We start from the raw sequence: 22,125 nt of genomic DNA, 5'->3' as shown, positions 1-22,125 counted from the left end.
TCGGATGACGTAAAGTCGCGGGCTTCATTCTCTCACAATGTGAGAGTGCAGATGCGAACGAGCGAATGGCGGAACTAGACCTGCAGCGTATCCCCGCCCTTCAAATGCAGCATCTCGCGCGCCTCGTCGGAGGAGGCGACCTCGAGGCCGAGGCCCTCGATGATCTTGCGGGCGAGCCGCACCTGCTCGGCGTTCGAGGAGGCCATCCGGCCCGGCGCGGCCCACAGCGAGTCCTCGAGGCCGACGCGGATATTGCCGCCCATCGCGGCCGCCATCGCCGCGATCGGCAATTGATGCCGCCCGGCGCCGAGCACCGACCAGATGAACTTGTCTCCGAACAACCGCTCTGCCGTGCGCTTCATGTGCAGCACATCTTCCGGATGCGGGCCGATGCCGCCCTGGAGGCCGAACACGGTCTGGACGAACAGCGGCGGCTTCACCAGGCCCTGATCGAGGAAATATTGCAGATTGTAGAGATGCGCGGTGTCGTAGCACTCGAACTCGAAGCGGGTTCCGGTCTCCGACAGCGTCTTCAGCACGAACTCGATGTCCTGGAAGGTGTTGCGGAACACGATGTCCTTGTTCTCGACATGCTTGCGTTCCCACTCGTGCTTGAAGGTCTTGAAGCGGTTGAGCATGCCGAAGAAGCCGAAATTCATCGAACCCATGTTCAGCGAGGCGACTTCCGGCTTGTAGACCGCTGCGGGGCGCACGCGCTCGTCCACCGTCATGGTCGGCGAGCCGCCGGTGGTGAGATTGATCACAGCGTTGGAACGTTGCTTGATGATCTTCAGGAACGGCGCAAAGGCCTCCGGCGACTGATCCGGTTGGCCGGTTTCGGGGTTGCGCGCATGCAGATGCACGATTGCAGCGCCCGCTTCCGCGGCCTCCACGGCGGCGTCCGCGATCTCTTGCGGCGTCACGGGCAGCGCCGGCGACATCGACGGCGTGTGAATCGCGCCGGTGACGGCACAGGTGATGATGACTTTGCGGGCCATGGATTCGAACTCCGGGTTTTAACTCCAAGCGGGCTGTGATCTAACGTCACGCTTAGCATTTCGGATCGACTGGAGCCATCATGGATCTCGACATCAAGGGTTTGCGCGTATTGGTGACCGCGGGGGCGGGCGGCATAGGGCTTGCAATCGCCCGCCGCTTCGCCGGCGAGGGCGCGAAGGTGCATGTCTGCGATGTCGACGAGATGGCGCTCTCCGCGCTTGCCAACAGCGATCCCGCGCTGACGCGCTCGCAATGCGACGTGTCCGACCGTGCCGCGGTGAAGACGATGTTCGACGCTGCGGTTCGCGCGCTCGGGGGGCTCGACGTGCTCGTCAACAATGCCGGCATTGCCGGCCCGACCGCGAAGATCGAGGAGATGAACCCGGAGGATTGGGATCGCTGCGTCGAGGTCTGCCTCACCGGTCAGTTCAACTGCACGCGGCTCGCGGTGCCGCTGCTGCGCGAGAGCAAGAACGCCTCGATCGTCAATATCTCGTCCGCGGCGGGAAAGGTGGGCTTCGCCATGCGTACGCCCTATGCGGCGGCGAAGTGGGGCGTGATCGGCCTGACCAAGTCGCTGGCGATCGAGCTCGGCCCCGACAAGATCCGGGTCAACGCCATCCTGCCCGGTCTCGTCGCCGGCGACCGCCAGCGCCGCGTGCTGGAGGCCAAGGCGCAGCAGCGCGGCATCTCCTACGCCGAGATGGAACGCATTGCGTTCTCCTATACGTCGATCAAGGATTACGTCACGCCGGAGCAGATCGCCGACCAGATTCTGTTCATGGCAAGCCCGCGCGGCCGCACCATCTCCGGTCAGGCGATTTCGATCTGCGGCGATACGCAGATGCTGGGGTGAAACTGTTGCCGCGCCGACGCTGCGCTCCCTCTCCCCGCAGGCGGGGAGAGGCGAAGAATCACACAATCCGCGACGCCTTGTTCCCCCAATAGCGATCCCGCAGCAGCCGCTTGTACAGCTTGCCCGTTGGCAGCCGCGGCAGTTCCTTCTCGAAATCGACCGAGCGCGGCACCTTCTGCCGCGACAGCGACTGGCCGCAGAAGGCGATCAGCTCTTCGGCGAGCGCGGGGCCCGGCACGACGCCGGGCATCGGCTGCACCACCGCCTTCACCTCTTCGCCGAGATCGACATTGGGCACGCCGAACACCGCGGCGTCGGCGACCTTCGGATGGGTGATCAGCAGATTCTCGCACTCCTGCGGATAGATGTTCACGACGCCCGAGATGATCATGAAGGTCGCGCGATCGGTGAGATAGAGGAAGCGGTCGGCATCGACATAGCCGACGTCGCCGACCGTGCTCATCCTGCCGTCGGCCGAGCGCGCCTCCTTGGTCTTCTCCGGATCGTTGAAATATTCGAACGGCGATCCCGTCTTGAACCATACGGTGCCGGCGGTTCCGGTCGGGCATTCCTTCATGTTCTCGTCGAGAATGTGCAGATCGCCGAGCAGCACCTTGCCGACGGAGCCGCGATGGGCGAGCCATTCCTCACTGTTGCAGGCGGTGAAGCCGAGGCCCTCGGTCGCACCGTAATATTCGTGGATGATCGGCCCCCACCATTTGATCATGTCGTCCTTGACCAGCGCCGGGCAGGGCGCGGCGGCATGGATCGCGATCTCCAACGAGGACAGGTCGTAGCGGCTGCGCACCTCCTCCGGCAGCTTCAGCATGCGCGAGAACATCGTCGGTACCAGCTGGGTGTGGGTGATGCCCCATGTCTGGACGAGCTGGAGGTAGCGCTCGGGGTCAAAGCTCTCCATGATGATCACGGTGCCGCCCATGCGGATCGTGAGATTGACCGCGGCCTGCGGCGCCGAGTGATAGAGCGGGGCCGGCGACAAATAGACCATGCCTTCGCGATAGTGCCAGAGCCCGGTGAGGAAATCGAACAGTGGCAGATTGTGCTTCGGCGGCTCCTGCGGCAGCGGCCGCAGAATGCCCTTCGGCCGTCCCGTCGTGCCCGATGAATAGAGCATCGCCGTGCCGAGCCACTCGTCCGCGATCGGCGTCGAGGGCAGGTCGGTGGTCACCTCCGCAAGGCCGACGATACGATCGCTCTCGCCGGGACCGTCGGCAACGATGCAGAGCTTGACGTCGGGACACGACTGGATCGCCTCGCGCGCGACATCGAGCTTCGCCACCGACGTGATCAGGATTTTGGACTGGCTGTTGACGAGGAGGTAGGCGAGCTCGCCCGCCGTGAGGAACGAGTTGATGCAGGTGTAGTAGAGTCCGGAGCGCTCGCCCGCGCTGCAGGCTTCGAGATAGCGCGAATTGTTCTCCATGAAGATCGAGTAGTGATCGAGCCGCCTCGAGCCGTGCTTGCGGAACAGACGCGCGAGCCGGTTGCTGCGGGCCTCGAGCTCGCGATACGTCACGGTCTCGCCTGTAGCAGCCATGATGAAGGCGGGCTGGAGCGGGCGTAGGCGGGCATGCGTACCTGTGTACATCGATCCTCCGGCTTGGATTATGCGGCGAGAAGCAGGATTTCGCGCACCTGAGCAGGGCTATCGATCCTGCGCGGATTGCGCGGCACCCAGGGCGTGCGCATCGCCTGGGCGGCGATGGCATCGAAATGCTCCGGCAACACGTCTACCTCGGTGAGGCTGCGCGGCATGCCGAGCGAGCGGATGAAGGCGTCGAGCACGTCGGCGGCGTTCTGCCCCGGGAAGCCCATTGCGGTCGCGACGATCTGCTGGCGATCGGCGTTCTCAACAGCATTCCAGCGCATCACCGCCGGCAGCATGATGCAGGAGGTGTAGCCGTGCGGCACGTCGAAGGCCGCGCCGAGCACATAGCCGATGCCATGGCTCGCGCCCATCGGCACGCCGGCCGAAAGCGCGCCCATCGACAGCCAGGTGCCGAGCTGCGCGTCCATGCGTGCGTCGAGGTCGGCGGGATTGGCCTTCACCCGCGGCAGCGCATCGGCCAGCATGGCGAGGCCCTTGACCGATTGCGCATCGGCGTAAGGGTGGGTCTCGCGCGAGCAGATCGCCTCGACGCAATGATCGACGGCGCGGATGCCGGTCGACAGGAACAGCCATTCCGGCGTGTGCACAGTGATGGCGGGATCGAGGATGGTCACGCGCGGCACGATCAGCGGATGACGCAGCATCTGCTTCACATTTGTGCTGCGGTCGGTGACCCCTGCGATCGAACTGAACTCGCCGCCCGCGATCGTGGTCGGCACGCTGACCTGCCGCACCAATGGTGCGTTCATCTCGGGCGCGACGCCCTTGTGGACGCGGATGCGCTCGATGCCTTCGATAGCGTCGACGCCGTTGGCAAGGCAGAGCTGCACCGCCTTGGCGCCGTCGGTGATCGAGCCGCCGCCGACGGTGACGATCAGATCCGCCTTGGCGTCCCGTGCCGCGTTGGTGGCCGCGATCACCGCCTCGCGCGGCGTGTGCGCCGGCATGGCGTCGAACAGGCCCGCGCAGCGGGAGCCCAGCACCTGCTGTATTTTCTCGATTTCGTCGGTCTGCCGGTTCAGCGTGCCCGAGACCATCAGGAAGGCGCGGTTCGATCCCAAACGGTCCATCTGCGCCAGGATGGCGCCCGCGGCCGGATGGCCAAACACGACCTCCTCGATCGCGCCGAATACGACACGCCCTTGGTGCACGCCTGTCCTCCCGGACAATTCGTCTTGTTCTTGTTCAAACAATCTAGCCGAGGCCGTGACCCCCGTCATGCGCGAAGACGCTGGGCTTCTCTTCCCCCTCTCCCCACTTGCGGCAGGGCAATCGCATTTGAACGCTCGCGAGTGGTCGTCATGCCCGGGCTTGTCCCGGGCATCCACGTTCTTTGTGCCGTGGGCAAGGCGTGGATGGCCGGGACAAGCCCGGCCATGACGCTGTGGAAGCTTCAGCGCTGAAGCTCTCACGTCAAGTGCGATTACCCCCCCCGCAGGCGGCGAGCGGCGAACGAGCTGCACCCGCCGCTCCATTCATGAGCCCGACGCGTAAGTTCATTCGCATCCAGCCAGCTAATCGCGGCGTGTGTGGCCGGCTATCGCTCTGTCAACCTCTCCACTCGGCTAGCGGCGTTTTGCAAAGAATCACGTGCCTCATCGTCTTGAAGGCTTCATCATTGAAACACATCTTGTGCCGCCTGCGGGTAAATGGTTACCCTGTTTGCGACCGCAGCCACCAAGGAAGGGGGCAAGACATGAGCGAGCCGTACCTCGGACAGCAGTCAGCTCGGTGGCGGTCTGCGCCGTCTGTCTTGCCTGGCATCCTGGCGCTCGCCGTCGCCGGTCTGCTCGCCGGCTGTGAAAAGCCGGCTTCACAGGCGGCCGCGCCGCCGGCGCCCGCAGTCACCGTTGCCCAGCCGGTCAAGCGCACCGTGACCGATTGGGACGAATTCACCGGCCGCTTCGAGGCCGTGGAGGAAGTGCAGGTCCGTCCCCGCGTCGGCGGCTATGTCGACTCGGTCGAATTCCAGGACGGCGCGATCGTGCATGCCGGCGACCTCCTCTATGTGATCGATTCTCGCCCGTTCGAGGCGGTGGCCACGCAGGCGGAAGGCCAGCTGTCGGACGCGCGTGCCAAGGTGGAGCTGGCCAAGCGCGAGCTCGACCGCGGCCTGAATCTGGTCCAGACCAGCGCGGTTTCCGAACAGGTTGTCGACCAGCGCCGCCAGGCCTTGCAGGCCGCGCACGCCGCCGAGATGCAGGCCGACGGCGCATTGAAGGCTGCCAAGCTCAATATCGAGTTCACCCATGTGGTGGCGCCGATCACCGGCCGCGTCAGCCGCCATCTCGTCAGCCCCGGCAATCTCGTGCAGGGCAGCGACGCCGGCTCCTCGACGCTGCTCACCTCGATCGTCACGCTCGATCCGATCTACGTCTATTTCGACATGGATGAGGCGACGTTCATCAAATACAGCAAGCTGTGGTTCGAAGGCCGTCGCCCGAGCTCGCGCGACACGCCAAACCCGGTCCAGGTGACGCTCGCCGGCGAAACCAAGCCGTCGCACGACGGCACCATCAACTTCCTCGACAACCGCCTCGACGTCTCGACCGGCACGCTGCGCAGCCGCGCGGTTATCAAGAACACCGATCTGTCGATCCTGCCGGGCCAGTTCGGCCGCGTACGGCTGATCGGCAGCGCGCCCTATGAGGCGCTGCTGATTCCCGACGTCGCGATAGCGACCGACCAGTCGCGCAAGATCGTGTTCGTGGTCAAGCCGGACGACACCGTCGAGGCGCGTCCCGTGACGCTCGGGCCGCTCGAGGAGGGCCTGCGGGTGATCCGCGAGGGGCTCAAGGCCGAGGATCGCGTCATCGTCGACGGCATCCAGCGCGCCCGCGTCGGTGCCAAGGTCAACCCGCATGCCGCGCAAGCGCCGGCTGGTGGCAAGTCATGAATCTCGGCCGTCTCTCCATCAACCAGCCCATCCTGGCGATGGTGCTGTCGATCGTGCTCCTGATCGTCGGCGCGATCGCCTATACCACGCTGCCGGTCTCCGAATATCCGCAAGTGGTGCCGCCGACCGTCGTCGTCACCACGCAATATCCGGGCGCCTCCGCGCAAACCGTATCCGACACCGTTGCCGCTCCCATCGAGCAGGAGATCAACGGCGTCGAGGACATGCTGTATCTCTACAGCCAGGCGACCTCGAACGGCCAGCTCACCATCACCGTCACCTTCAAGCTCGGCACCGATCTCGACAAGGCCCAGGTGCTGGTGCAGAACCGCGTCGCGATCGCGCAGCCGCGCCTGCCCGAGGAAGTCCAGCGCAACGGCGTCACCACGCGCAAGAACTCGCCCGACATCCTGATGGTCGTGTTCATGCTGTCGCCCGACGACAGCTTCGACCAGCTCTACATCTCCAATTACGCGCTGCTCCAGGTCCGCGATCAGCTCTTGCGGCTCGATGGCGTCGGCGACATCCAGATCTTTGGCGCGCGCGATTATTCGATGCGGCTGTGGCTCGATCCCGACCGCATCGCCAATCTCGGCCTGACCTCGACCGAGGTGCTCGCGGCGATCCGGTCGCAGAACGTGCAGATTGCGGGCGGACAGATCGCCGAGCCGCCGATCGCGGACCGCGCCTTCCAGCCGAACCTCACCTTCACCGGGCGCTTGAAAGACCAGAAGCAATTCGAGGACATCCTGATCAAGGCCGGCTCCGACGGCCGCACCGTGCGGCTGCGCGACGTCGCCCGCATCGAGCTCGGCGCATTGTCCTATACCACCAACAGCTTCCTGTTGCGCAAATCGGCCGTCGCAATGCTGGTGACCCAGCGGCCCGGATCGAACGCGCTCGCGACCGCAAAGAGCATCTCCGACACCATGACGAAGCTCAAGGAGAGCTTCCCGAAAGGTCTCGACTACAATATCGGCTACAATCCGACCGAGTTCATCGCGCAATCCGTCCACGAGCTGATCAAGACCATCTACGAGGCCATGCTGCTCGTGGTCGTCGTCGTGCTGGTGTTCCTGCAGGGCTGGCGGCCCGCGATCATTCCGATCATCGCGATCCCGGTTTCGCTGGTCGGCACCTTCGCGGTGATGGCGGCGCTCGGGTTCTCCATCAACAATCTCACGCTGTTCGGCCTCGTGCTCGCCGTCGGCATCGTGGTCGACGATGCCATCGTGGTGGTCGAGAATGTCGAGCGCCATCTCGAGCACGGCCTGAGCCGGCGCGATGCTGCGCTGAAGACCATGGAGGAGGTTGGCGGCGCGCTGGTCTCGATCGCGCTGGTTCTGTGCGCCGTGTTCGTGCCGACGGCGTTCCTGGGCGGCATTTCAGGGCAATTCTTCCAGCAATTCGCCGTCACGATTGCGGTTGCGACCGCAATCTCCTGCTTCTGCTCGCTGACGCTGTCGCCGGCGCTGGCCTCGCAGATCCTGGTGCCGCATGAGGAGAAACGGCCGCCGGCGCGCTGGAACGTCATCGCGCGCGGTTGGGCCGCCTTCACCGGCGTCTTCAACCGCGTGTTCGACCGGCTGTCGCATGGCTATGCCGGCGTCGCCGATTTCGTGATCCGGCACTCGGTGGTGATGCTCCTGGTCTACGTCGTGCTGATCGGCAGCGCCGGCTGGCTGATCGTGACCACGCCGCAGGGCTTCATTCCGGCGCAGGACCGCGGCTACGTCATCATCTCCGTGCAATTGCCCGGTGCGGCGTCGCTGGCGCGCACCACCGAGGTCGTGCGCGAGATCGAACGGATCTCGCTGGATACGCCGGGCATCGTCCGCGTCGCAGCCTTCGCCGGCTTCTCGGGCGCTACGCGCACGCAGGCCGGCAACGCCGCGGCGCTGTTTCCGGTGTTCGACGAGCCCGAGGTGCGCCTGAAGAAAGGACTGACTGCGAACGCGATTACGGCTGAGTTGCGCAAGCGTCTCGCCGCGATCCAGGGTGCCTTCATCATCGTCATTCCGCCGCCGGCCGTGCCCGGCATCGGCACCGGCGGCGGCTTCACCATCCGCATCCAGGACCGCCAGGGCCGCGGACCGGAATTGCTTGCGGCTGCGACCGACGAGCTGGTGGCCGCCGCGCGCAAGTCGCCCAATCTGACTTCGGTGTTCTCGCCGTTCACGGCCAACACGCCGCAGCTCTTCGTCGACATCGATCGCACCAAGGCGCAGAAGCTCGGCGTTCCCATCGCGAGCATCAACGACACGATCCAGACCTATTTCGGATCGACCTACGTCAACGACTTCAACCTGTTCGGCCGCACCTATCACGTCACCGCGCAGGCCGACCTGCCGTTCCGCAAAGAGACCAGCGACCTCGCGCGGCTGCGCACACGCAACGCCTCCGGCGACATGGTGATGCTCGGCAGCGTGGTCGACTTCAAGGATGTCTCGGGCCCCGACCGTGTCGCGCGCTACAATCTCTATGCGGCCTCGGAGCTGCAGGGCGAGCCGGCGCCGGGCACGAGCTCGACCACCGCGCTCAACACCATCAAGAAGCTCGCCGACGACACCTTGCCGAGCGGCTTCTCGTTCGAATGGACGGACCTGTCCTATCAGCAGGTCACCGGCGGCAATGCCGGCCTGTTCGTGTTCCCGATCTGCGTGCTGTTCGTCTACCTCGTGCTCGCTGCGCAATATGGCAGCTGGACCCTGCCGTTCGCGGTGATCCTGATCGTGCCGATGTGTCTGCTCGCCGCCACCATCGGCGTGCGCATCATGGGCCAGGACGTCAATATCCTGACGCAGATCGGCTTCGTCGTGCTGGTTGGCCTGGCTGCAAAGAACGCGATCCTCATCGTCGAGTTTGCCCGCGACATCGAGCTCGAAGGCAAGCCGCGGCTTGAAGCCGTGATCGAGGCCTGCCGCCTGCGCCTGCGGCCGATCCTGATGACCTCCTTCGCCTTCATCCTCGGCGTGCTGCCGCTGGTGATCTCCACCGGCTCGGGCTCGGAGATGCGCCAGGCCGTCGGCGTCGCCGTCTTCTTCGGCATGATCGGCGTCACCCTGTTCGGCCTCCTCTTCACGCCAATCTTCTACGTGGTCGTGCGCAACCTGGCCGATGGGCGCGGGAAGAAGGCGGAGGTAGCGGCCTGATCAGTGCTGGTCGTGACGCTTGGCGCTTCAACATTCACGGTGTCGTCCCGGCCTTCGCCGGGACGACGGCTTTGACGCACACCCGCCATACTAACGGCTGAGGCCGAAATGGATGGGCAGGGGCGGGGTTCTTCACTAGTATCCGCGCGATTTCAAAACAGAAAACTGCTGGGAGTTCGCAAGATGAAGTCACCACTTTTGGCCGCCGTCGCAACCACTGCCCTGTTGCTGGCCGTGCCGGCCTCGGCACAGGGCGTCAAGATCGGCATCCTCAACGACCAGTCCGGCGTCTATGCCGATTATGGCGGCAAATGGTCGGTCGAAGCCGCAAAGATGGCGATCGAGGATTTCGGCGGCGAAGTCTTGGGCCAGAAGATCGAGCTCGTCACCGCCGATCACCAGAACAAGCCGGACCTTGCGACCTCGATCGCGCGGCGCTGGTACGACGTCGAGAACGTCGACATGATCACGGAGCTGACGACATCCTCCGTCGCGCTCGCGATCCACGAACTCTCGAAGGAAAAGAAGAAGATCGACATCGTCGTGGGTGCTGCGACATCGCGCCTCACGGGCGACGCCTGCCAGCCTTACGGCTTCCACTGGGCCTATGATACCCGCGCGCTTGCGGTTGGCACCGGCGGCGCGCTGACCAAAGCCGGCGGCGACACCTGGTTCTTCCTTACCGCCGACTACGCCTTCGGCTACGCGCTGGAGAAGGACACCAGCGAGATCGTCGCTGCCAATGGCGGCAAGGTGGTCGGGCAGGTCCGCGTGCCCCTCAACTCGTCTGACTTCTCCTCCTTCCTGCTCCAGGCGCAGAGCTCGAAGGCCAAGATTGTCGGGCTCGCCAATGCCGGCCTCGATACCACCAACTCGATCAAGCAGGCGGCCGAGTTCGGCATCGTCACCGGCGGCCAGAAGCTCGCCGGCCTCCTGATGACGCTCGCCGAGGTCAACGGCCTCGGCCTGCAGGCCGCGCAAGGCCTCGTGCTCACCGAGGGCTATTACTGGGATCTCAACGACAAGACGCGCGATCTCGGCGAACGCTTCTTCAAGCGCACCGGGCGGATGCCGAGCATGATCCACGCCGGCACCTATTCGGCGACGCTGAGCTATCTGAAGGCGGTCAAGGCGGCCGGCACCAAGGATCCGGACGCGGTCGCGAAGAAGTTGAAGGAGCTTCCTGTCAACGACGACTTCGCGCAGGGCGGCAAGGTGCTAGAGAACGGCCGCATGGTCCACGACATGTATCTGTTCGAGGTCAAGAAGCCTTCGGAGTCGAAGAAGCCCTGGGACTATTACAAGCTGCTCGCCACCGTCCCCGGCGACAAGGCGTTCTTCACCGCCAAGGAAAGCGGTTGCCCGCTGACGAAGTGAGGACTGCCTCGATCACACGCGAAATGCCGCGCTGACGCGCGGCATTTTTGTGTGGCCGCAGTGCCCCTCATGCCAACCGCAACACCACGGCACCCAGCGCACCGGCCCACAGCGCAATGCTGGCGATACCCTGGATTGCAAAGCCTGGGCTGCGCTTGGCGGCCGCCTTCGAATAGCCGATGAAGTAGACGATGCGGCCGTCGATCCAGACCGCGCCGATCGCCGCTGCGATGGCGTCGCTGATATAGATCGCGAACAGCCAGAGCGATGGGAGGAAGATCGGCATCCATTCCAGCGTATTCATCTGGATGCGGAACGCACGTTCGAAATCCGGATGACCCGACATCGCCGGCACCTTGACGCCTGTATCGCCACCAGCGTGATGAGGGCGGTGAAGTGATACATCGCTGATTCCTTTGCAGAAGCCGCGGTTCAATACCCGGTCAGCTCGAGATAGCCAACGCCCTTGTGGGTGCCGGCAAAGCTGATCGGGCCTTCCCAATAGGAAAAGCCGGTCCCCATCCAGCTCCGCGGGTTGAGCGCTGTGGTCTCAATGGCAAGGCCGCGGCCGGGAAGGTTCACACGCCACGAGGTCGGCAGCTTGCGGCCGTCGATCTCGGTCGTCGCGAGCGGCGTGAGGCTGTTGCCGGGCGCCGCGATCTCCACCGAGCGGCCGTCGGGCGTGATCCAATTGCCGAAGAGATTTTCGCGGCCGTCCTTCTGGCGCAGCCGATACAGCATCAGCTTCTCATCATCAGGCAGATGCAGCGAGAACCAGTCCCAGCCGCTCTGATCGGGGCTGAGCGGCTGACTGCTCCATTCGCGGTCCATCCAGGCCTGGCCCGAGACGTTGACGGGCTTGTCGTCGATGGCGAGTGTGCCGCGGGCGCGGAAGAACGGCTGGCTGTAGTAGTACGAGGCCTGGCCGCGCTCGGATTTGCGGCTGTAGCCGGCATCGCCCTGCAACACCACGGGACGATCAGCTTCGAGCGTCAGCGCATAACTGAAATCGGTGCCCGAGGCTCTCAGCGTCAGCGGCGCCAAAGTGCGATCGTCGGTGCGCTCGGATCCCCTCATCTCCCAATCGTCGATCCAGGCGATGAACGGCTTTGCCTCGACGCCGGCCTGCCCGACACCACCGCGTGCAAACAGCTCGCTGAAGCGATGGGTGTCGGTGCGCGTCACCGCGGCGTGCCCCATCCACACCTGCTGGTTGGCCCAACCTTCGCCTTGCGGTCCCGGCTGCGTCGCCTGGCGGAACAGCGTCCATTGCAGGCCGCAAGCCGCGCCGCTGGTGTCGGTGAGGTTCGCCGTGAGATACCACCATTCGATGCGAAACTCGGGATGTGGTCCGTGATCCCCCGGAAAAGCGAATACCTTTCCGGGTGTGACCGGCGCAAAACCGTCGGCGGTGTCGCCGAGACCCGCATAGCCCTGCGCGCCCGCGCGGCGCGCGAAGGCGAATGCGGCGATACCGCCGGCAAAAGTACGCCGCGAGATCCGCTCAGCGCTCATTGGCAAACACCTTGACGAGATCGGTCGGCTGCATCCGCGCGAGCCGTGCAACCGGCAGCAGCGCAGCGAGCAGCGCGGCGAGCAGCGCGACCGCCACCAGCTCGATCAGTTGCAGCGGAAACACGTGGAACGGCAGCCGCCAGCCGAACGCCTTCACATTCACGATCGCGATCAGGCACCACGCCACCACGAGCCCGAGCGGCAGCGCCAGCAGTGCCGTGAACAACGAGACCGACAGCGTCTTGGTCAGCTCGATCGCGGCGAGTCGCGGCCGCGTGATGCCGATCGCCCAGAGCGGCGCGAGCTGCGGCAGGCGTGAGTTCGCCAATGTCAGGAGGCTGGTCAGCAGCGCGATCCCGGCGACGCCGAGCGTGAACGCGTTCAGGGCGGACGTAACCGCAAAGGTGCGGTTGAAGATGCGGATCGATTCCGCCTTCACCGTCGCCTGATCGGCGACGCTGCGGTCGTCGAGCGAGAACTGCTTTTGCAATGCCGCGATCAGTCCGGGGATTTTTTCGCGCGGGACGATGAGCCCGATCCGCGTCTGCGGCGTTTGCGGAAACTGCCGGATCAGCGCCGCGACATTGACGGCGAGCTGTCCCTTGGGATTGCCGTAATCGGCATAGATGCCAACGATGTCGAGCTCCCAGTGGCCGCCCGGCGCCGGCACCTCGACGACATCGCCGACCCCGACATTCAGGCGGCGGCTCAATTGTTCGCTGATGAAGGCGGCATTGCCCGGCACGAGCCGGGTCCATGCGCGCGGTGCGGCTTCCAGCAGCGGCCAGCGCTCGCGATAGAGCGCGTGATCGGGCAGCCCGAACAATTCCACCGGCTGGCCCTGAACTTGCGTCTCGGCGCGTCCGCCCGACAGGATCGCCTGAACTTCGCCGCGGTCCTTCAGCCAGTTTCGGATCGCAATGGCTTGCGCATTGTCGGACGCGCTGATGTAGACGTCGGCGGCGAGCCGCCCATTGAGCCAGCCGATGAAGGTGCGGCTGAAAGTTTCCACCATGGTGGAGACGCCGACATTGACGGCGAGCGCGAGCAGGAGCGCCATCAGCGCGAGCGATAGTCCGGAGAGCTGTTGCCGGCTGTCGGCCCAGAACCACAACGCGACCGGCCCGCGCGCGCGGCGCTGGCCTGCGAGCAGGATGATCTCCAGGAATGCCGGCAGGATCAGCGCCGCACCGAGCATCAGCGCGGCGAGCACGCCGAACCCTGCGATCAGCGATTCGCCATAGCGAAGCAAGAACAGCGCGACCGCGAACACGGCACAGGCGGCTGCGCTTTGCAGGATCAGCCAGCGGTGCTGTGCCTGCTGCCAGGCGCGCGGCTGCGCGGTCGCCAGCACCGGCATCCGGATCGCCTTGATCAGGCTGGTCGCCGCCGCCACCACCGCGCCCGCAATGCTGATGCCGATGCCGGCGAACCACCATTCGGCATGCAGCGTGAGCTGTCCCGGAATCTGCGCGCCGTAGAGTCCGCGCAGCGATGCCACGACATCCGGCAGCAGCGCGGCCGCGATGAAGTAGCCGCAGACGAGCCCGATCAGGCCGGCGATGAGCGCGAGCACCACGAGCTCGACCACCAGCACCGTGTTGACCATGCGCGCAGAAGCGCCGCACGCCCGCAGCGTACGCAGCATCGGCAGCCGCTGCTCGAAGGCGAGGCCCACGGCCGAGTTGACGATGAAGAGACCGACGAAGAACGACAACAGCCCGAACGCCGTGAGATTGAGATGGAAGCTGTCGGTGAGACGTTCGAGCTCGGTCTCCGCAGTCGGCTCGACGCGCTGCAACTGGTCGCCGACGACGCTTTGAAGCGGCGCGGGCCTGCCGTTCGGCTTGCCGATCAGGAGCCGCGACACTTGCCCGGGCTTGTTGAGAAGCCGCTGTGCCACGCCGATATCGACGACCAGCACGTCGGGCACGAGTTGCGGCAGCACATGCAGCGGCGGCAGTTTTGCGCCGCTGCTGATCGGCGGCGCCGTGCCTTCGGCCTCCTGCAAATCGGTCAGCGTCTCCTGCGCGACCAGCGTCTGCCCCGGCGGCGCGACGAAGCGCGTCAAATCCGCAGCGCCGAGGCGAGGCGCGTTGCCGACGTCGGCCGGCAGCGTCACCGGCTCGATGCCGAGCAGGCGCATCGAATGCCCGTTGAGCTGGACGCGGCCTTCGAGCACCGGCGAGACCGGCCAGCCCGCGCGCCGGAGCTTGACGAACAGGTCTTGCGAGAACGTCGCCGCGTTCGGCGCGACCAGCATCGCCGTGCGCACGCCGCCAAAGGTTGCCGCGGCGCGATCATAGGCGTTGCGGGCCTGCTGGTTGATGGCCTGCACCCCGCTCCACAAGGCGGTCGCCGCGATCAGCCCGATCAGCAATGTCGCGAACTGCATCTTGTGCCGTCGCCAATGGCTCAGGAGCACGGCGAGGACCCACAGCGCGCGTCTCATGTGATCCGCCCCGCATGCAGGGTGACATGGCGGTCGAGCTTGGCGGCAAGATGCAGGCTGTGCGTCACCATCAGGAAGCCGCAGCCGGTCCGTGCGACGAGATCGCGCGTCAGCGCCAGCACGTCGTCCGCTGTCGCCTCGTCCAGATTGCCGGTCGGCTCGTCCGCCAGGAGCAGCGAAGGCTTTGTCGCCAGCGCGCGGCCGATCGCGACGCGCTGCTGCTGTCCCCCTGACAATTGCTCGGGATAGCGCCTGAGCAGGCTGCCGAGCCCGAGCCGCTCGATCAACTCCTTGCTCCAGGCCGCGTCATGTCGGCCGGCGATCCGCGCCTGGAAGGCGAGATTGTTCTCGACCGACAGGCTCGGGATCAGATTGAACTGCTGGAAGACGAGGCCGATCCGATTCCGCCGCAGGCTCGCGCGCCCCGCGTCCGACAGGGCGGTGACCTCCGTCTCCTCGAGCCGGATCGAGCCGCTGTCGGCGGCATCGAGTCCCGCGATCAGGTGCAGCAGCGTGCTCTTGCCGCTGCCGGATTCGCCGGTCAGCGCGACGCGTTCGCCGGCCCTGAGGTCGAGATCGACGCCGCGCAGCACACTGACCGGCTCGCCGGCCGAGGAGAAGCTCTTGGAGAGATTTTTGATGCTGAGCACGATGAATGGCGCCGGACGGAATTAACCGGGATGCTGCGTAGCACACTTGATGGGGAAATGCCGGGGTTGCGTTGGCTTCAAAGCCGTTGTTAGCTCCAAAACGGCCAAATCAAAAAAGTGCTAAAAGGGACAGCGGGGAGAACGATGAGCGCTCAGGGATCGCCAATGGCGGCGGGCAAGACGACAGGGACGTCGAGAGAAGCCGGCAAGGAGACGCCGAAGGGCGCCTGGACGGTGACATTCCTCCTGTTTCTGTTCATGCTGGTCAACTTCGCCGACAAGATCGTCGTGGGTCTTGCCGGCGTGCCGATCATGACCGACCTGAAGCTCGATGCCGAGCAATTCGGCCTGCTCGGTTCGTCGTTCTTCTTCCTGTTCTCGATCTCGGCCATCGTGGTCGGCTTCATCGTCAACAAGGTGCAGACGCGCTGGGTGCTGCTGACGCTTGCGGTGATCTGGGCGCTGGCGCAGTTTCCGATGGTCGGCACCGTCAGCTTCACCACGCTGCTGATCTGCCGCATCGTGCTGGGCGCGGGCGAAGGCCCGGCCTTTTCGGTCGCCGCGCACGCCATCTACAAGTGGTTCCCCGATGAGAAGCGCACGCTGCCGACCGCGATCCTGTCGCAGGGCTCTGCCTTCGGCGTGATCCTCGCGGTGCCGGCGCTGAACTGGATCATCGTCAATCATTCCTGGCACTATGCCTTTGGCGCGCTCGGCGTCACCGGCCTGATCTGGGTCGCGGCCTGGCTCGCGCTCGGCAGGGAAGGCCCGCTGGAGGATACGCAAGCCCTGGCGGCCACCGAACCGAAGATCCCCTATCTCCAGCTCCTCACCTCGCGCACCTTTGTCGGCTGCGTGGCCGCGACCTTCGGTGCGTACTGGGCGCTGTCGCTCGGGCTCACCTGGTTCACGCCCTTCATCATCAAGGGGCTCGGCTTCTCGCAAAGCGATGCAGGCTGGATCTCGACGCTGCCCTGGGTGTTCGGCGCCACCATCGTGATCCTGACGGGCTGGATCTCGCAGGTGATGATGGCGCGCGGCGCCACCACCCGCATCGCGCGCGGCGTGCTCGGCTCCGTGCCGCTGGTGATCGGCGGCGTGATCCTGGCGATGATGCCGCATGTCGCGGGCGCCGGCCTTCAGCTCACGCTGCTCGTGGTCGGAACGGGCCTGTGCGGCGCGATCTACGTGGTTTGCCCGCCCATGCTCGGCGAGTTCACGCCGGTGTCGCAGCGCGGCGCGGTCCTCGCGATCTACGGCGCGCTCTACACGCTCGCCGGCATCATCGCGCCGAGCGTGATGGGCACGGTGATCCAGCGCGCCGGCAGCATGCTCGACGGCTACATGACCGGCTTCACCATCAACGCCGCGGTCATGGTCGGCTCCGGCCTGCTCGGCCTGCTGCTGCTCTGGCCGAACACCGAGCGCGCCAGGCTGACCCGCAGCGCCGCCCCGCAGCCGAACGCGCTGAAGGGCGTGGTGTCGCCGACGTAAGGTTGGCGTGCTGTCCGATCTGACCCTCCTCTGGAGGGGGAGGGTCGCTACGCATGTAGCGAAGCGGAATGCGTAGCGGGGTGGGGTGACGGTCCCTCCGCGTCGAACGCTGCCCGTGCCGAGAGATCACCCACCCCGTCTCATTTTTCGCTACGCTCAATGTGAGCCGACCCTCCCCCTCCAGGGGAGGGCGCAATCGTCTTGCTAGTTCACAGCCTGCGCGCCGCGAATCAGCTTTCCCGGCCGGCGTCCGGTCGCCTCGCCATGCCGCCGTGTCACCACACCCGACACGATCGTGGCCTCATAGCCGTCGACGTCCTGCAGCAGCCTTCGTCCGCCGACCGGCAGATCGTAATGCACCTTCGGCGGGTGCAGATGCAATCGGTCATAGTCGATCACGTTGACGTCAGCCTTATAGCCGGGAGCAATGAGGCCGCGGTCGGTGAGACCGACCGAGAGTGCGGTCTTGCGCGACTGCGCCGCGACGACGAAGGGGATCGACAGCTTTTCGCCGCGCTTGCGGTCGCGCGTCCAGTGCGTCAGCAGGTAGGTCGGAAAGCTCGCATCGCAGATGATGCCGCAATGCGCGCCGCCGTCGGAGAGGCCGGGTACCGATTGCGGATCGATCAGCATTTCGCGCGTCGCGTCCAGATTGCCGTCGGAATAGTTGAGGAAGGGCACGTAGAGCATGCCGCGGCCGTCGTCCGTCAGCATCGCGTCATAGGCGAGCTCCTCCGGCTGGCGGCCCTGCTTGCGCGCCTGCGGGCCCAGCGCGTTCTCCGGCGGCTGCTCGTAGTCCGGGGGATCGCCGAGCAGGAACATCTTGTCGTAGTCGGGACGGAAGAACAGCGGATCGTCGGTGGCGGTTGCTGTTTCACTCAGGATCGCCTTGCGTACGTCCGGCTGGCGCAGCCGCGCCAGCCGCTCCCCTGGCGGCAGATGCGCGATCGCCTTGTAGCTCGGATGGGTCTGGAACGGATTGCGCGACAGCTCGAGCCCGAGCAGGAGGCCGACGGGGCGTGCCGCAATCTGCGCGGTGATGGAGAGGCCGCGCTTCGCCGCCGCGTTGATCTCGTCAAGCGTCTGCCGCCAGCGCCGCGGCGACTTGTCGTTCTGCGTGATCGAGAACGAGATCGGGCATTTGGTGTTGTCTGCGACCCGCAGCATCATCGGCAGGTCTTCGTGGATGGTGGAGAGATCGAGCACGAATTGCAGCACGCTGCGGCCCTCGCGGTGCATCGCGCCGGCGATCGCGGTGAGCTCGTCCTCGCCCGCCTTCAGCGTCGGCGTGAAATCGCCGGTCGAGGTGCGATGGTTGAGCGTGCGCGAGGTCGAGAAGCCGAGCGCGCCCGAACGCACGGCCTCGCCCGCGAGCTTTGCCATCGCCGCATTGTCCTCCGCCGTCGACGGATCGCGGCGCGCGCCGCGCTCGCCCATGACATAGACACGCAGCGCCGCATGCGGCAGCTGCGCGCCGACGTCGATGTCGAAGTCGCGCTTCGACAGCCAGTTCATGTAGTCCGGAAAGCTCTCCCAGGCCCAGGGAATGCCGGCGCTCAGCACCGGCTCGGGAATGTCCTCGACGCCTTCCATGAGCTGGATCAGGCGGATGTGATCGTCCGGCTTGCACGGCGCGAAGCCGACTCCGCAATTGCCCATGATCGCGGTGGTGACGCCGTTCTGCGAGGACGGCGTGATGTCCTGGCTCCAGGTGACCTGGCCGTCATAATGCGTGTGGACGTCGACGAAGCCCGGCGTCACCAGCTTGCCGCGCGCATCGATCTCTTCTCGTCCCTTTGCCGCAACCTTCCCGACCTCGCTGATGCTGCCGCCGGTGATGGCGACATCAGCCTCGAACAGCTCGCCGCCGCGGCCATCTGCGATGGTGCCGCCGCGGATCACGAGATCAAGATTGGTCATGGTGTTTCTTCCCAATGGTTGTTGTTACTTCTCTCCAGCGTCGTCCCGGACAAGCGCAGCGAAGCGGAGCGCAGATCCGGGACCCATAACCACAGGGAGTGGTTTGGCGAAGACTCGTGGCTGCCAATCTCACGCCGCAACTACTCCCTGGGGTTATGGATCCCGGGCTCGCGACTTCGCGCCCCGGGACGACAGTCGAGTTTGTGGCTGAGCCGGTGGGCTCACGAAGCGTTTTGCGGCTTCCGCTCGGTGAACGGCGACAGCACCACCGTCGCCACCATGAAGATCACGGAGGCGCCGAACACCCAGTGTGGCGCGCTCTGGTCCATGATCCAGCCGAACAGCAGCGGGCTGATGACGCCGCCGAGATTGAAGCCGGTGGAGACGATGCCGAAGGCGCGGCCGGCGGCGCCCGGGGGCGCGGCATTGCGCACCAGCATGTCACGGGAGGGCGCGATCACGCCGGAAAGGAAGCCCGCGGCCGTCATCGCGACGGTGAGGGCCCAGCCCGGCATCGTGACGAGCGCGATCAGCAGCACGATCGCCGCATTTACGGCAAAGCAGGCCGCTGCGACCTGGCCGTGACGCTCAGTGCGATCGGCGAGAAAGCCGCCCGCGAGCACGCCGATGGCGCTGGCTGCGAGGAATGCGGTCAGCACAACGTTGGCCGTGGAATAGGAGGCCCCATAGCCGCTCATCAGCGCGACCACGCCGAAATTATTGATGCCGGCGACCGACAGGCTCAGCAGCATGAAGAGCGCGGTCAGCATGATCAGCGCCGGGGTGATGACGGCCTGCTTCGGCGCATTGGCGCTGCCCGGCTTCTTCTTGTGCGCGCCGGCGTCGGGAATGTTCATGGCAACCAGCAGCAGCGCCACCGCGCCGCCGATCGCGCCCGATGCGATCAGCGCGCCGACGCCACCGGACACGGTGACGAGCGCCGCGACGATCGCCGGCGCGACCGCGCCGCCGAGAAAGCCGGCAAAGGTGTGGATCGAGAAGGCGCGGCCCATCCGCGCCTCATCCATGTGTTCGGCAAGGATCGCGTAGTCGGCGGGATGATAGACGCTGTTGGCGAGCCCAAGCAGCACGGCGCAGGCGATCAGCGAGGCGTAGCTGAGGTGCAGGCCGAGCAGGATCAGCGCGAAGCCGCCGAGGACGAGCCCGGCCAGCAGGATCTTGCGCGCGCCAAAATGGTCGACGAGATAGCCGGTCGGCGCCTGAGTCAGGCCGGACACCACCGCGAACACGGTCAGCGCGAAGCCGAGTTCGATATAGCCGACGCCAAGCTGGTTCTTCAGGAACGGGAACAGCATCGGCAGGACCAGCATATGGAAATGGCTGACCCAATGCGCGATCGAGATTCCGGTCAGCGTCAGCGCGCTGTCCGCCTTGCCTTGCTGCGGTGCGGCGAGAACGTCGACCATTGCAGTTCCGTTTTGCGTCCTTGGGGCGCAAACTATCGGGCAGAGCGGTTATTTGTCCATGAACGGCGGCGCATGGCAGGTAGTTCGGGGCGGGTCGTGTGGGAGGGCTCGCCCCCTTCGTCGTCCTGACGGAAGCCAGCAAGGCCGGCAAGGCTTCACCCACGTCGTCCTGGACAAGCGAGCAGAGCGAGCGCTGACCCTGGACCCATTACCACAGGGAGTTGTTTGGCGAAGACTCGTGGTCAGCAGGTCGCGCCACGGCTCCTCCCTGGGGGAATGGGTCGTGCTTTCGCCAGGACGACAGTTGAGAGCGTGGTCAGGGTCCCCCTCACAACGGCTCGTCATCATTGCCGTAGCGATCGCGCTTCGGCGTGGCGATGTCGCCGTCCTCGTAATCGTCGTCGCCGTCGCGCGGAGGCTGTGGCTTCTTCGCCTTGTCGTCGGCCTTCTTGGGTGGCGCGCTGGTCTTGCCGGTCTTGGCCATGACTGTTCCCGGATGGTGATGCTGCATCCGCTTCTATCCGGAAATATGGGCGGTTCCTGACTTATCTCAAGCGGCCGAGGCGTCAGCCCTGCACCACCGGACCGCCAGCCTTCTTCCAGGCGTCGATGCCGCCGGCGATATGGGCGGTGTTGGAAAGGCCGGCTTCTTTCGCCGCGGTCACCGCCATCGCCGAGCGCTCGCCGAAGGCGCAGAAGAACACGACGCGGCGGCCGGTGGCGGCCGCGACCTCGCGCAGCATGCCGCCGGGCTTCAGGCTCTCCTCGATCGACGGATAGGGCGCATGTAGTGCGCCCTCGAGCATGCCGTGTTTGGCGCGCTCGTTGGTTTCGCGCAAATCGACCAGCAGAATGTCGGGCCGGCCCAGCGAGCGGATCGCGTCGACGGCGCTCAGCGCGCGGCCCTCCTTCTCCAATTCCTCCTGATGCAGGCCGACATGCATGTTGGCCGGCACCGCCACGTCCATCATCTTCGGATTGGGCAGCTTCAGATTGGCCATCAGCTCGATATATTCGTCGACCGAGCGTACCTGGAGCCGCGGGTTGTAGCGCTTCTCCTCGCCGATGGTGGAAACGGTATCGCCCTTGTAGTCATGCGCCGGGAAGACCAGCGTCTCGTCCGGCAGCTTGAGCAGGCGATTGAAGATCGAATCGTATTGCGCGCGCGAAGAGCCGTTCTGGAAATCGGTGCGGCCGGTGCCGCGGATCAGCAGCGTGTCGCCGGTGAAAACGCGGTCGCCCATCAGATAGGAATAGGAATCGTCGGTGTGGCCGGGCGTGTACATCACGTCGAGCGACAGGCCCTCGATCGTCACCTTGTCACCATCGGAGACGCGCATCGCCACCACGTCGGCCTTGCTCTGGTCGCCCATGATGGTCATGCAATGGGTGCGGTCGCGCAGCTCGCCGAGTCCAGTGACATGGTCGGCATGAAGATGAGTGTCGACCGCCTTGACCAGCTTGAGGTCGAGTTCGCGCAGCAATTGGCAGTAGCGATCGACCTTCTCCAGCACGGGATCGAGGATCAGCGCCTCGCCGCCGGGGCGACTGGCAAGGACGTAGCTGTAGGTGCCCGAAACGCTGTCGAAGAGCTGGCGAAAGATCATGGCAGGCCCCGGCGTGAATTGATTCCGGTTCCTACTACGCCACGGGTAAAAAAGAGAAGCAAGTCACTGTATGGGGAGGGAAATGGGGAATATTTTGCTCTATGGGGCTGTAGCAATGACCATTTTACCTACAGTCATTCCGGGTTCGAC

At 65.3% G+C, this 22,125-nt stretch carries 15 protein-coding genes and 1 pseudogene; 5 read left to right on the top strand and 11 right to left on the bottom strand.

Translation table 11 applies throughout. The features are described 5' to 3' along the window. Positions 1-74: 74 nt before the first annotated feature. On the bottom strand, positions 75-998 hold the full coding sequence (locus K289_RS0101700; protein WP_027549865.1) for a 3-keto-5-aminohexanoate cleavage protein: 924 nt from the start codon (positions 996-998) through the stop codon (positions 75-77). A gap of 80 nt (positions 999-1,078) precedes the next feature. Between K289_RS0101700 and K289_RS0101695 the strand changes: the two genes are divergently transcribed. Continuing rightward, entirely contained in the window at positions 1,079-1,855 is a 777-nt protein-coding gene (locus tag K289_RS0101695) for an SDR family oxidoreductase (protein WP_027549864.1), read from the top strand. A 58-nt stretch (positions 1,856-1,913) separates the two neighbouring features. Here K289_RS0101695 and K289_RS0101690 read toward each other — a convergent pair whose 3' ends face one another. Then, the gene (locus K289_RS0101690) at positions 1,914-3,464 is read right to left on the bottom strand and encodes an AMP-binding protein (protein ID WP_027549863.1); all 1,551 of its coding nucleotides are present in this window, start codon (positions 3,462-3,464) and stop codon (positions 1,914-1,916) included. A gap of 17 nt (positions 3,465-3,481) precedes the next feature. Next, positions 3,482-4,636 (bottom strand): iron-containing alcohol dehydrogenase, encoded by a 1,155-nt coding sequence (locus K289_RS0101685; protein WP_027549862.1) that lies wholly within the window; start codon positions 4,634-4,636, stop codon positions 3,482-3,484. Positions 4,637-5,181: 545 nt separating this feature from the next. On the opposite strand from K289_RS0101685, the gene K289_RS0101680 reads away from it, so the two are divergent. From K289_RS0101680 to K289_RS0101670, 3 genes are all read left to right on the top strand, one after another. Next, the gene (locus K289_RS0101680) at positions 5,182-6,381 is read left to right on the top strand and encodes an efflux RND transporter periplasmic adaptor subunit (RefSeq protein WP_027549861.1); all 1,200 of its coding nucleotides are present in this window, start codon (positions 5,182-5,184) and stop codon (positions 6,379-6,381) included. After that, positions 6,378-9,533, top strand: a complete 3,156-nt coding sequence (locus K289_RS0101675; RefSeq protein WP_027549860.1) for an efflux RND transporter permease subunit — start codon at positions 6,378-6,380, stop codon at positions 9,531-9,533. Before K289_RS0101680 ends, K289_RS0101675 begins: the two co-directional genes overlap by 4 nt. A 183-nt stretch (positions 9,534-9,716) precedes the next feature. Beyond that, positions 9,717-10,910, top strand: a complete 1,194-nt coding sequence (locus K289_RS0101670) for an ABC transporter substrate-binding protein (protein ID WP_027549859.1) — start codon at positions 9,717-9,719, stop codon at positions 10,908-10,910. Positions 10,911-10,977: 67 nt separating this feature from the next. On the opposite strand, the pseudogene K289_RS43785 reads toward K289_RS0101670, so the two are convergent. The 4 genes and pseudogenes from K289_RS43785 to K289_RS0101650 form a co-directional block, all read right to left on the bottom strand. Continuing rightward, a pseudogene (locus K289_RS43785) lies at positions 10,978-11,315 on the bottom strand (MAPEG family protein). A 27-nt stretch (positions 11,316-11,342) separates the two neighbouring features. Continuing rightward, positions 11,343-12,425: a lipocalin-like domain-containing protein gene (locus tag K289_RS0101660; RefSeq protein WP_027549858.1), complete on the bottom strand. Its 1,083-nt coding sequence runs from the start codon at positions 12,423-12,425 to the stop codon at positions 11,343-11,345. After that, positions 12,415-14,877, bottom strand: a complete 2,463-nt coding sequence (locus K289_RS0101655; RefSeq protein WP_027549857.1) for an ABC transporter permease — start codon at positions 14,875-14,877, stop codon at positions 12,415-12,417. Before K289_RS0101655 ends, K289_RS0101660 begins: the two co-directional genes overlap by 11 nt. Beyond that, entirely contained in the window at positions 14,874-15,527 is a 654-nt protein-coding gene (locus K289_RS0101650) for an ABC transporter ATP-binding protein (protein ID WP_027549856.1), read from the bottom strand. Before K289_RS0101650 ends, K289_RS0101655 begins: the two co-directional genes overlap by 4 nt. Positions 15,528-15,671: 144 nt before the next feature. Between K289_RS0101650 and K289_RS0101645 the strand changes: the two genes are divergently transcribed. Then, positions 15,672-17,021: an MFS transporter gene (locus K289_RS0101645; RefSeq protein ID WP_027549855.1), complete on the top strand. Its 1,350-nt coding sequence runs from the start codon at positions 15,672-15,674 to the stop codon at positions 17,019-17,021. 204 nt (positions 17,022-17,225) lie between these two features. Here K289_RS0101645 and K289_RS0101640 read toward each other — a convergent pair whose 3' ends face one another. The 4 genes from K289_RS0101640 to K289_RS0101625 all read right to left on the bottom strand — a co-directional run bounded on the left by K289_RS0101640 (position 17,226) and on the right by K289_RS0101625 (position 21,975). After that, positions 17,226-18,941 (bottom strand): amidohydrolase family protein, encoded by a 1,716-nt coding sequence (locus K289_RS0101640; protein ID WP_027549854.1) that lies wholly within the window; start codon positions 18,939-18,941, stop codon positions 17,226-17,228. A 221-nt stretch (positions 18,942-19,162) separates the two neighbouring features. Further along, a complete protein-coding gene (locus tag K289_RS0101635; RefSeq protein ID WP_027549853.1) occupies positions 19,163-20,368 on the bottom strand; it encodes an MFS transporter in 1,206 nt (401 codons plus the stop codon). Between the two features lie 328 nt (positions 20,369-20,696). Further along, a complete protein-coding gene (locus tag K289_RS50145) occupies positions 20,697-20,852 on the bottom strand; it encodes a hypothetical protein (RefSeq protein ID WP_198024649.1) in 156 nt (51 codons plus the stop codon). A gap of 82 nt (positions 20,853-20,934) precedes the next feature. Next, positions 20,935-21,975: an MBL fold metallo-hydrolase gene (locus tag K289_RS0101625; RefSeq protein WP_027549852.1), complete on the bottom strand. Its 1,041-nt coding sequence runs from the start codon at positions 21,973-21,975 to the stop codon at positions 20,935-20,937. Positions 21,976-22,125: the final 150 nt, after the last annotated feature.

The organism is Bradyrhizobium sp. Cp5.3, assembly GCF_000426265.1.
In the GTDB taxonomy this organism is placed as follows: Bacteria; Pseudomonadota; Alphaproteobacteria; order Rhizobiales; family Xanthobacteraceae; genus Bradyrhizobium; species Bradyrhizobium neotropicale.
The sequence above is the reverse complement of the archived record's forward strand: the minus strand, read 5'-3'. Positions and strand labels throughout refer to the sequence as shown.

What these genes read in the sequence shown, in the direction of transcription:
- K289_RS0101700 (WP_027549865.1), bottom strand. Translation starts at nt 998, where the DNA reads ATGGCCCGCAAAGTCATCATCACCTGTGCCGTCACCGGCGCGATTCAC.
- K289_RS0101695 (WP_027549864.1), top strand. Translation starts at nt 1,079, where the DNA reads ATGGATCTCGACATCAAGGGTTTGCGCGTATTGGTGACCGCGGGGGCG.
- K289_RS0101690 (WP_027549863.1), bottom strand. Translation starts at nt 3,464, where the DNA reads ATGTACACAGGTACGCATGCCCGCCTACGCCCGCTCCAGCCCGCCTTC.
- K289_RS0101680 (WP_027549861.1), top strand. Translation starts at nt 5,182, where the DNA reads ATGAGCGAGCCGTACCTCGGACAGCAGTCAGCTCGGTGGCGGTCTGCG.
- K289_RS0101675 (WP_027549860.1), top strand. Translation starts at nt 6,378, where the DNA reads ATGAATCTCGGCCGTCTCTCCATCAACCAGCCCATCCTGGCGATGGTG.
- K289_RS0101670 (WP_027549859.1), top strand. Translation starts at nt 9,717, where the DNA reads ATGAAGTCACCACTTTTGGCCGCCGTCGCAACCACTGCCCTGTTGCTG.
- K289_RS0101660 (WP_027549858.1), bottom strand. Translation starts at nt 12,425, where the DNA reads ATGAGCGCTGAGCGGATCTCGCGGCGTACTTTTGCCGGCGGTATCGCC.
- K289_RS0101655 (WP_027549857.1), bottom strand. Translation starts at nt 14,877, where the DNA reads ATGAGACGCGCGCTGTGGGTCCTCGCCGTGCTCCTGAGCCATTGGCGA.
- K289_RS0101645 (WP_027549855.1), top strand. Translation starts at nt 15,672, where the DNA reads ATGAGCGCTCAGGGATCGCCAATGGCGGCGGGCAAGACGACAGGGACG.
- K289_RS0101640 (WP_027549854.1), bottom strand. Translation starts at nt 18,941, where the DNA reads ATGACCAATCTTGATCTCGTGATCCGCGGCGGCACCATCGCAGATGGC.
- K289_RS0101635 (WP_027549853.1), bottom strand. Translation starts at nt 20,368, where the DNA reads ATGGTCGACGTTCTCGCCGCACCGCAGCAAGGCAAGGCGGACAGCGCG.
- K289_RS50145 (WP_198024649.1), bottom strand. Translation starts at nt 20,852, where the DNA reads ATGGCCAAGACCGGCAAGACCAGCGCGCCACCCAAGAAGGCCGACGAC.
- K289_RS0101625 (WP_027549852.1), bottom strand. Translation starts at nt 21,975, where the DNA reads ATGATCTTTCGCCAGCTCTTCGACAGCGTTTCGGGCACCTACAGCTAC.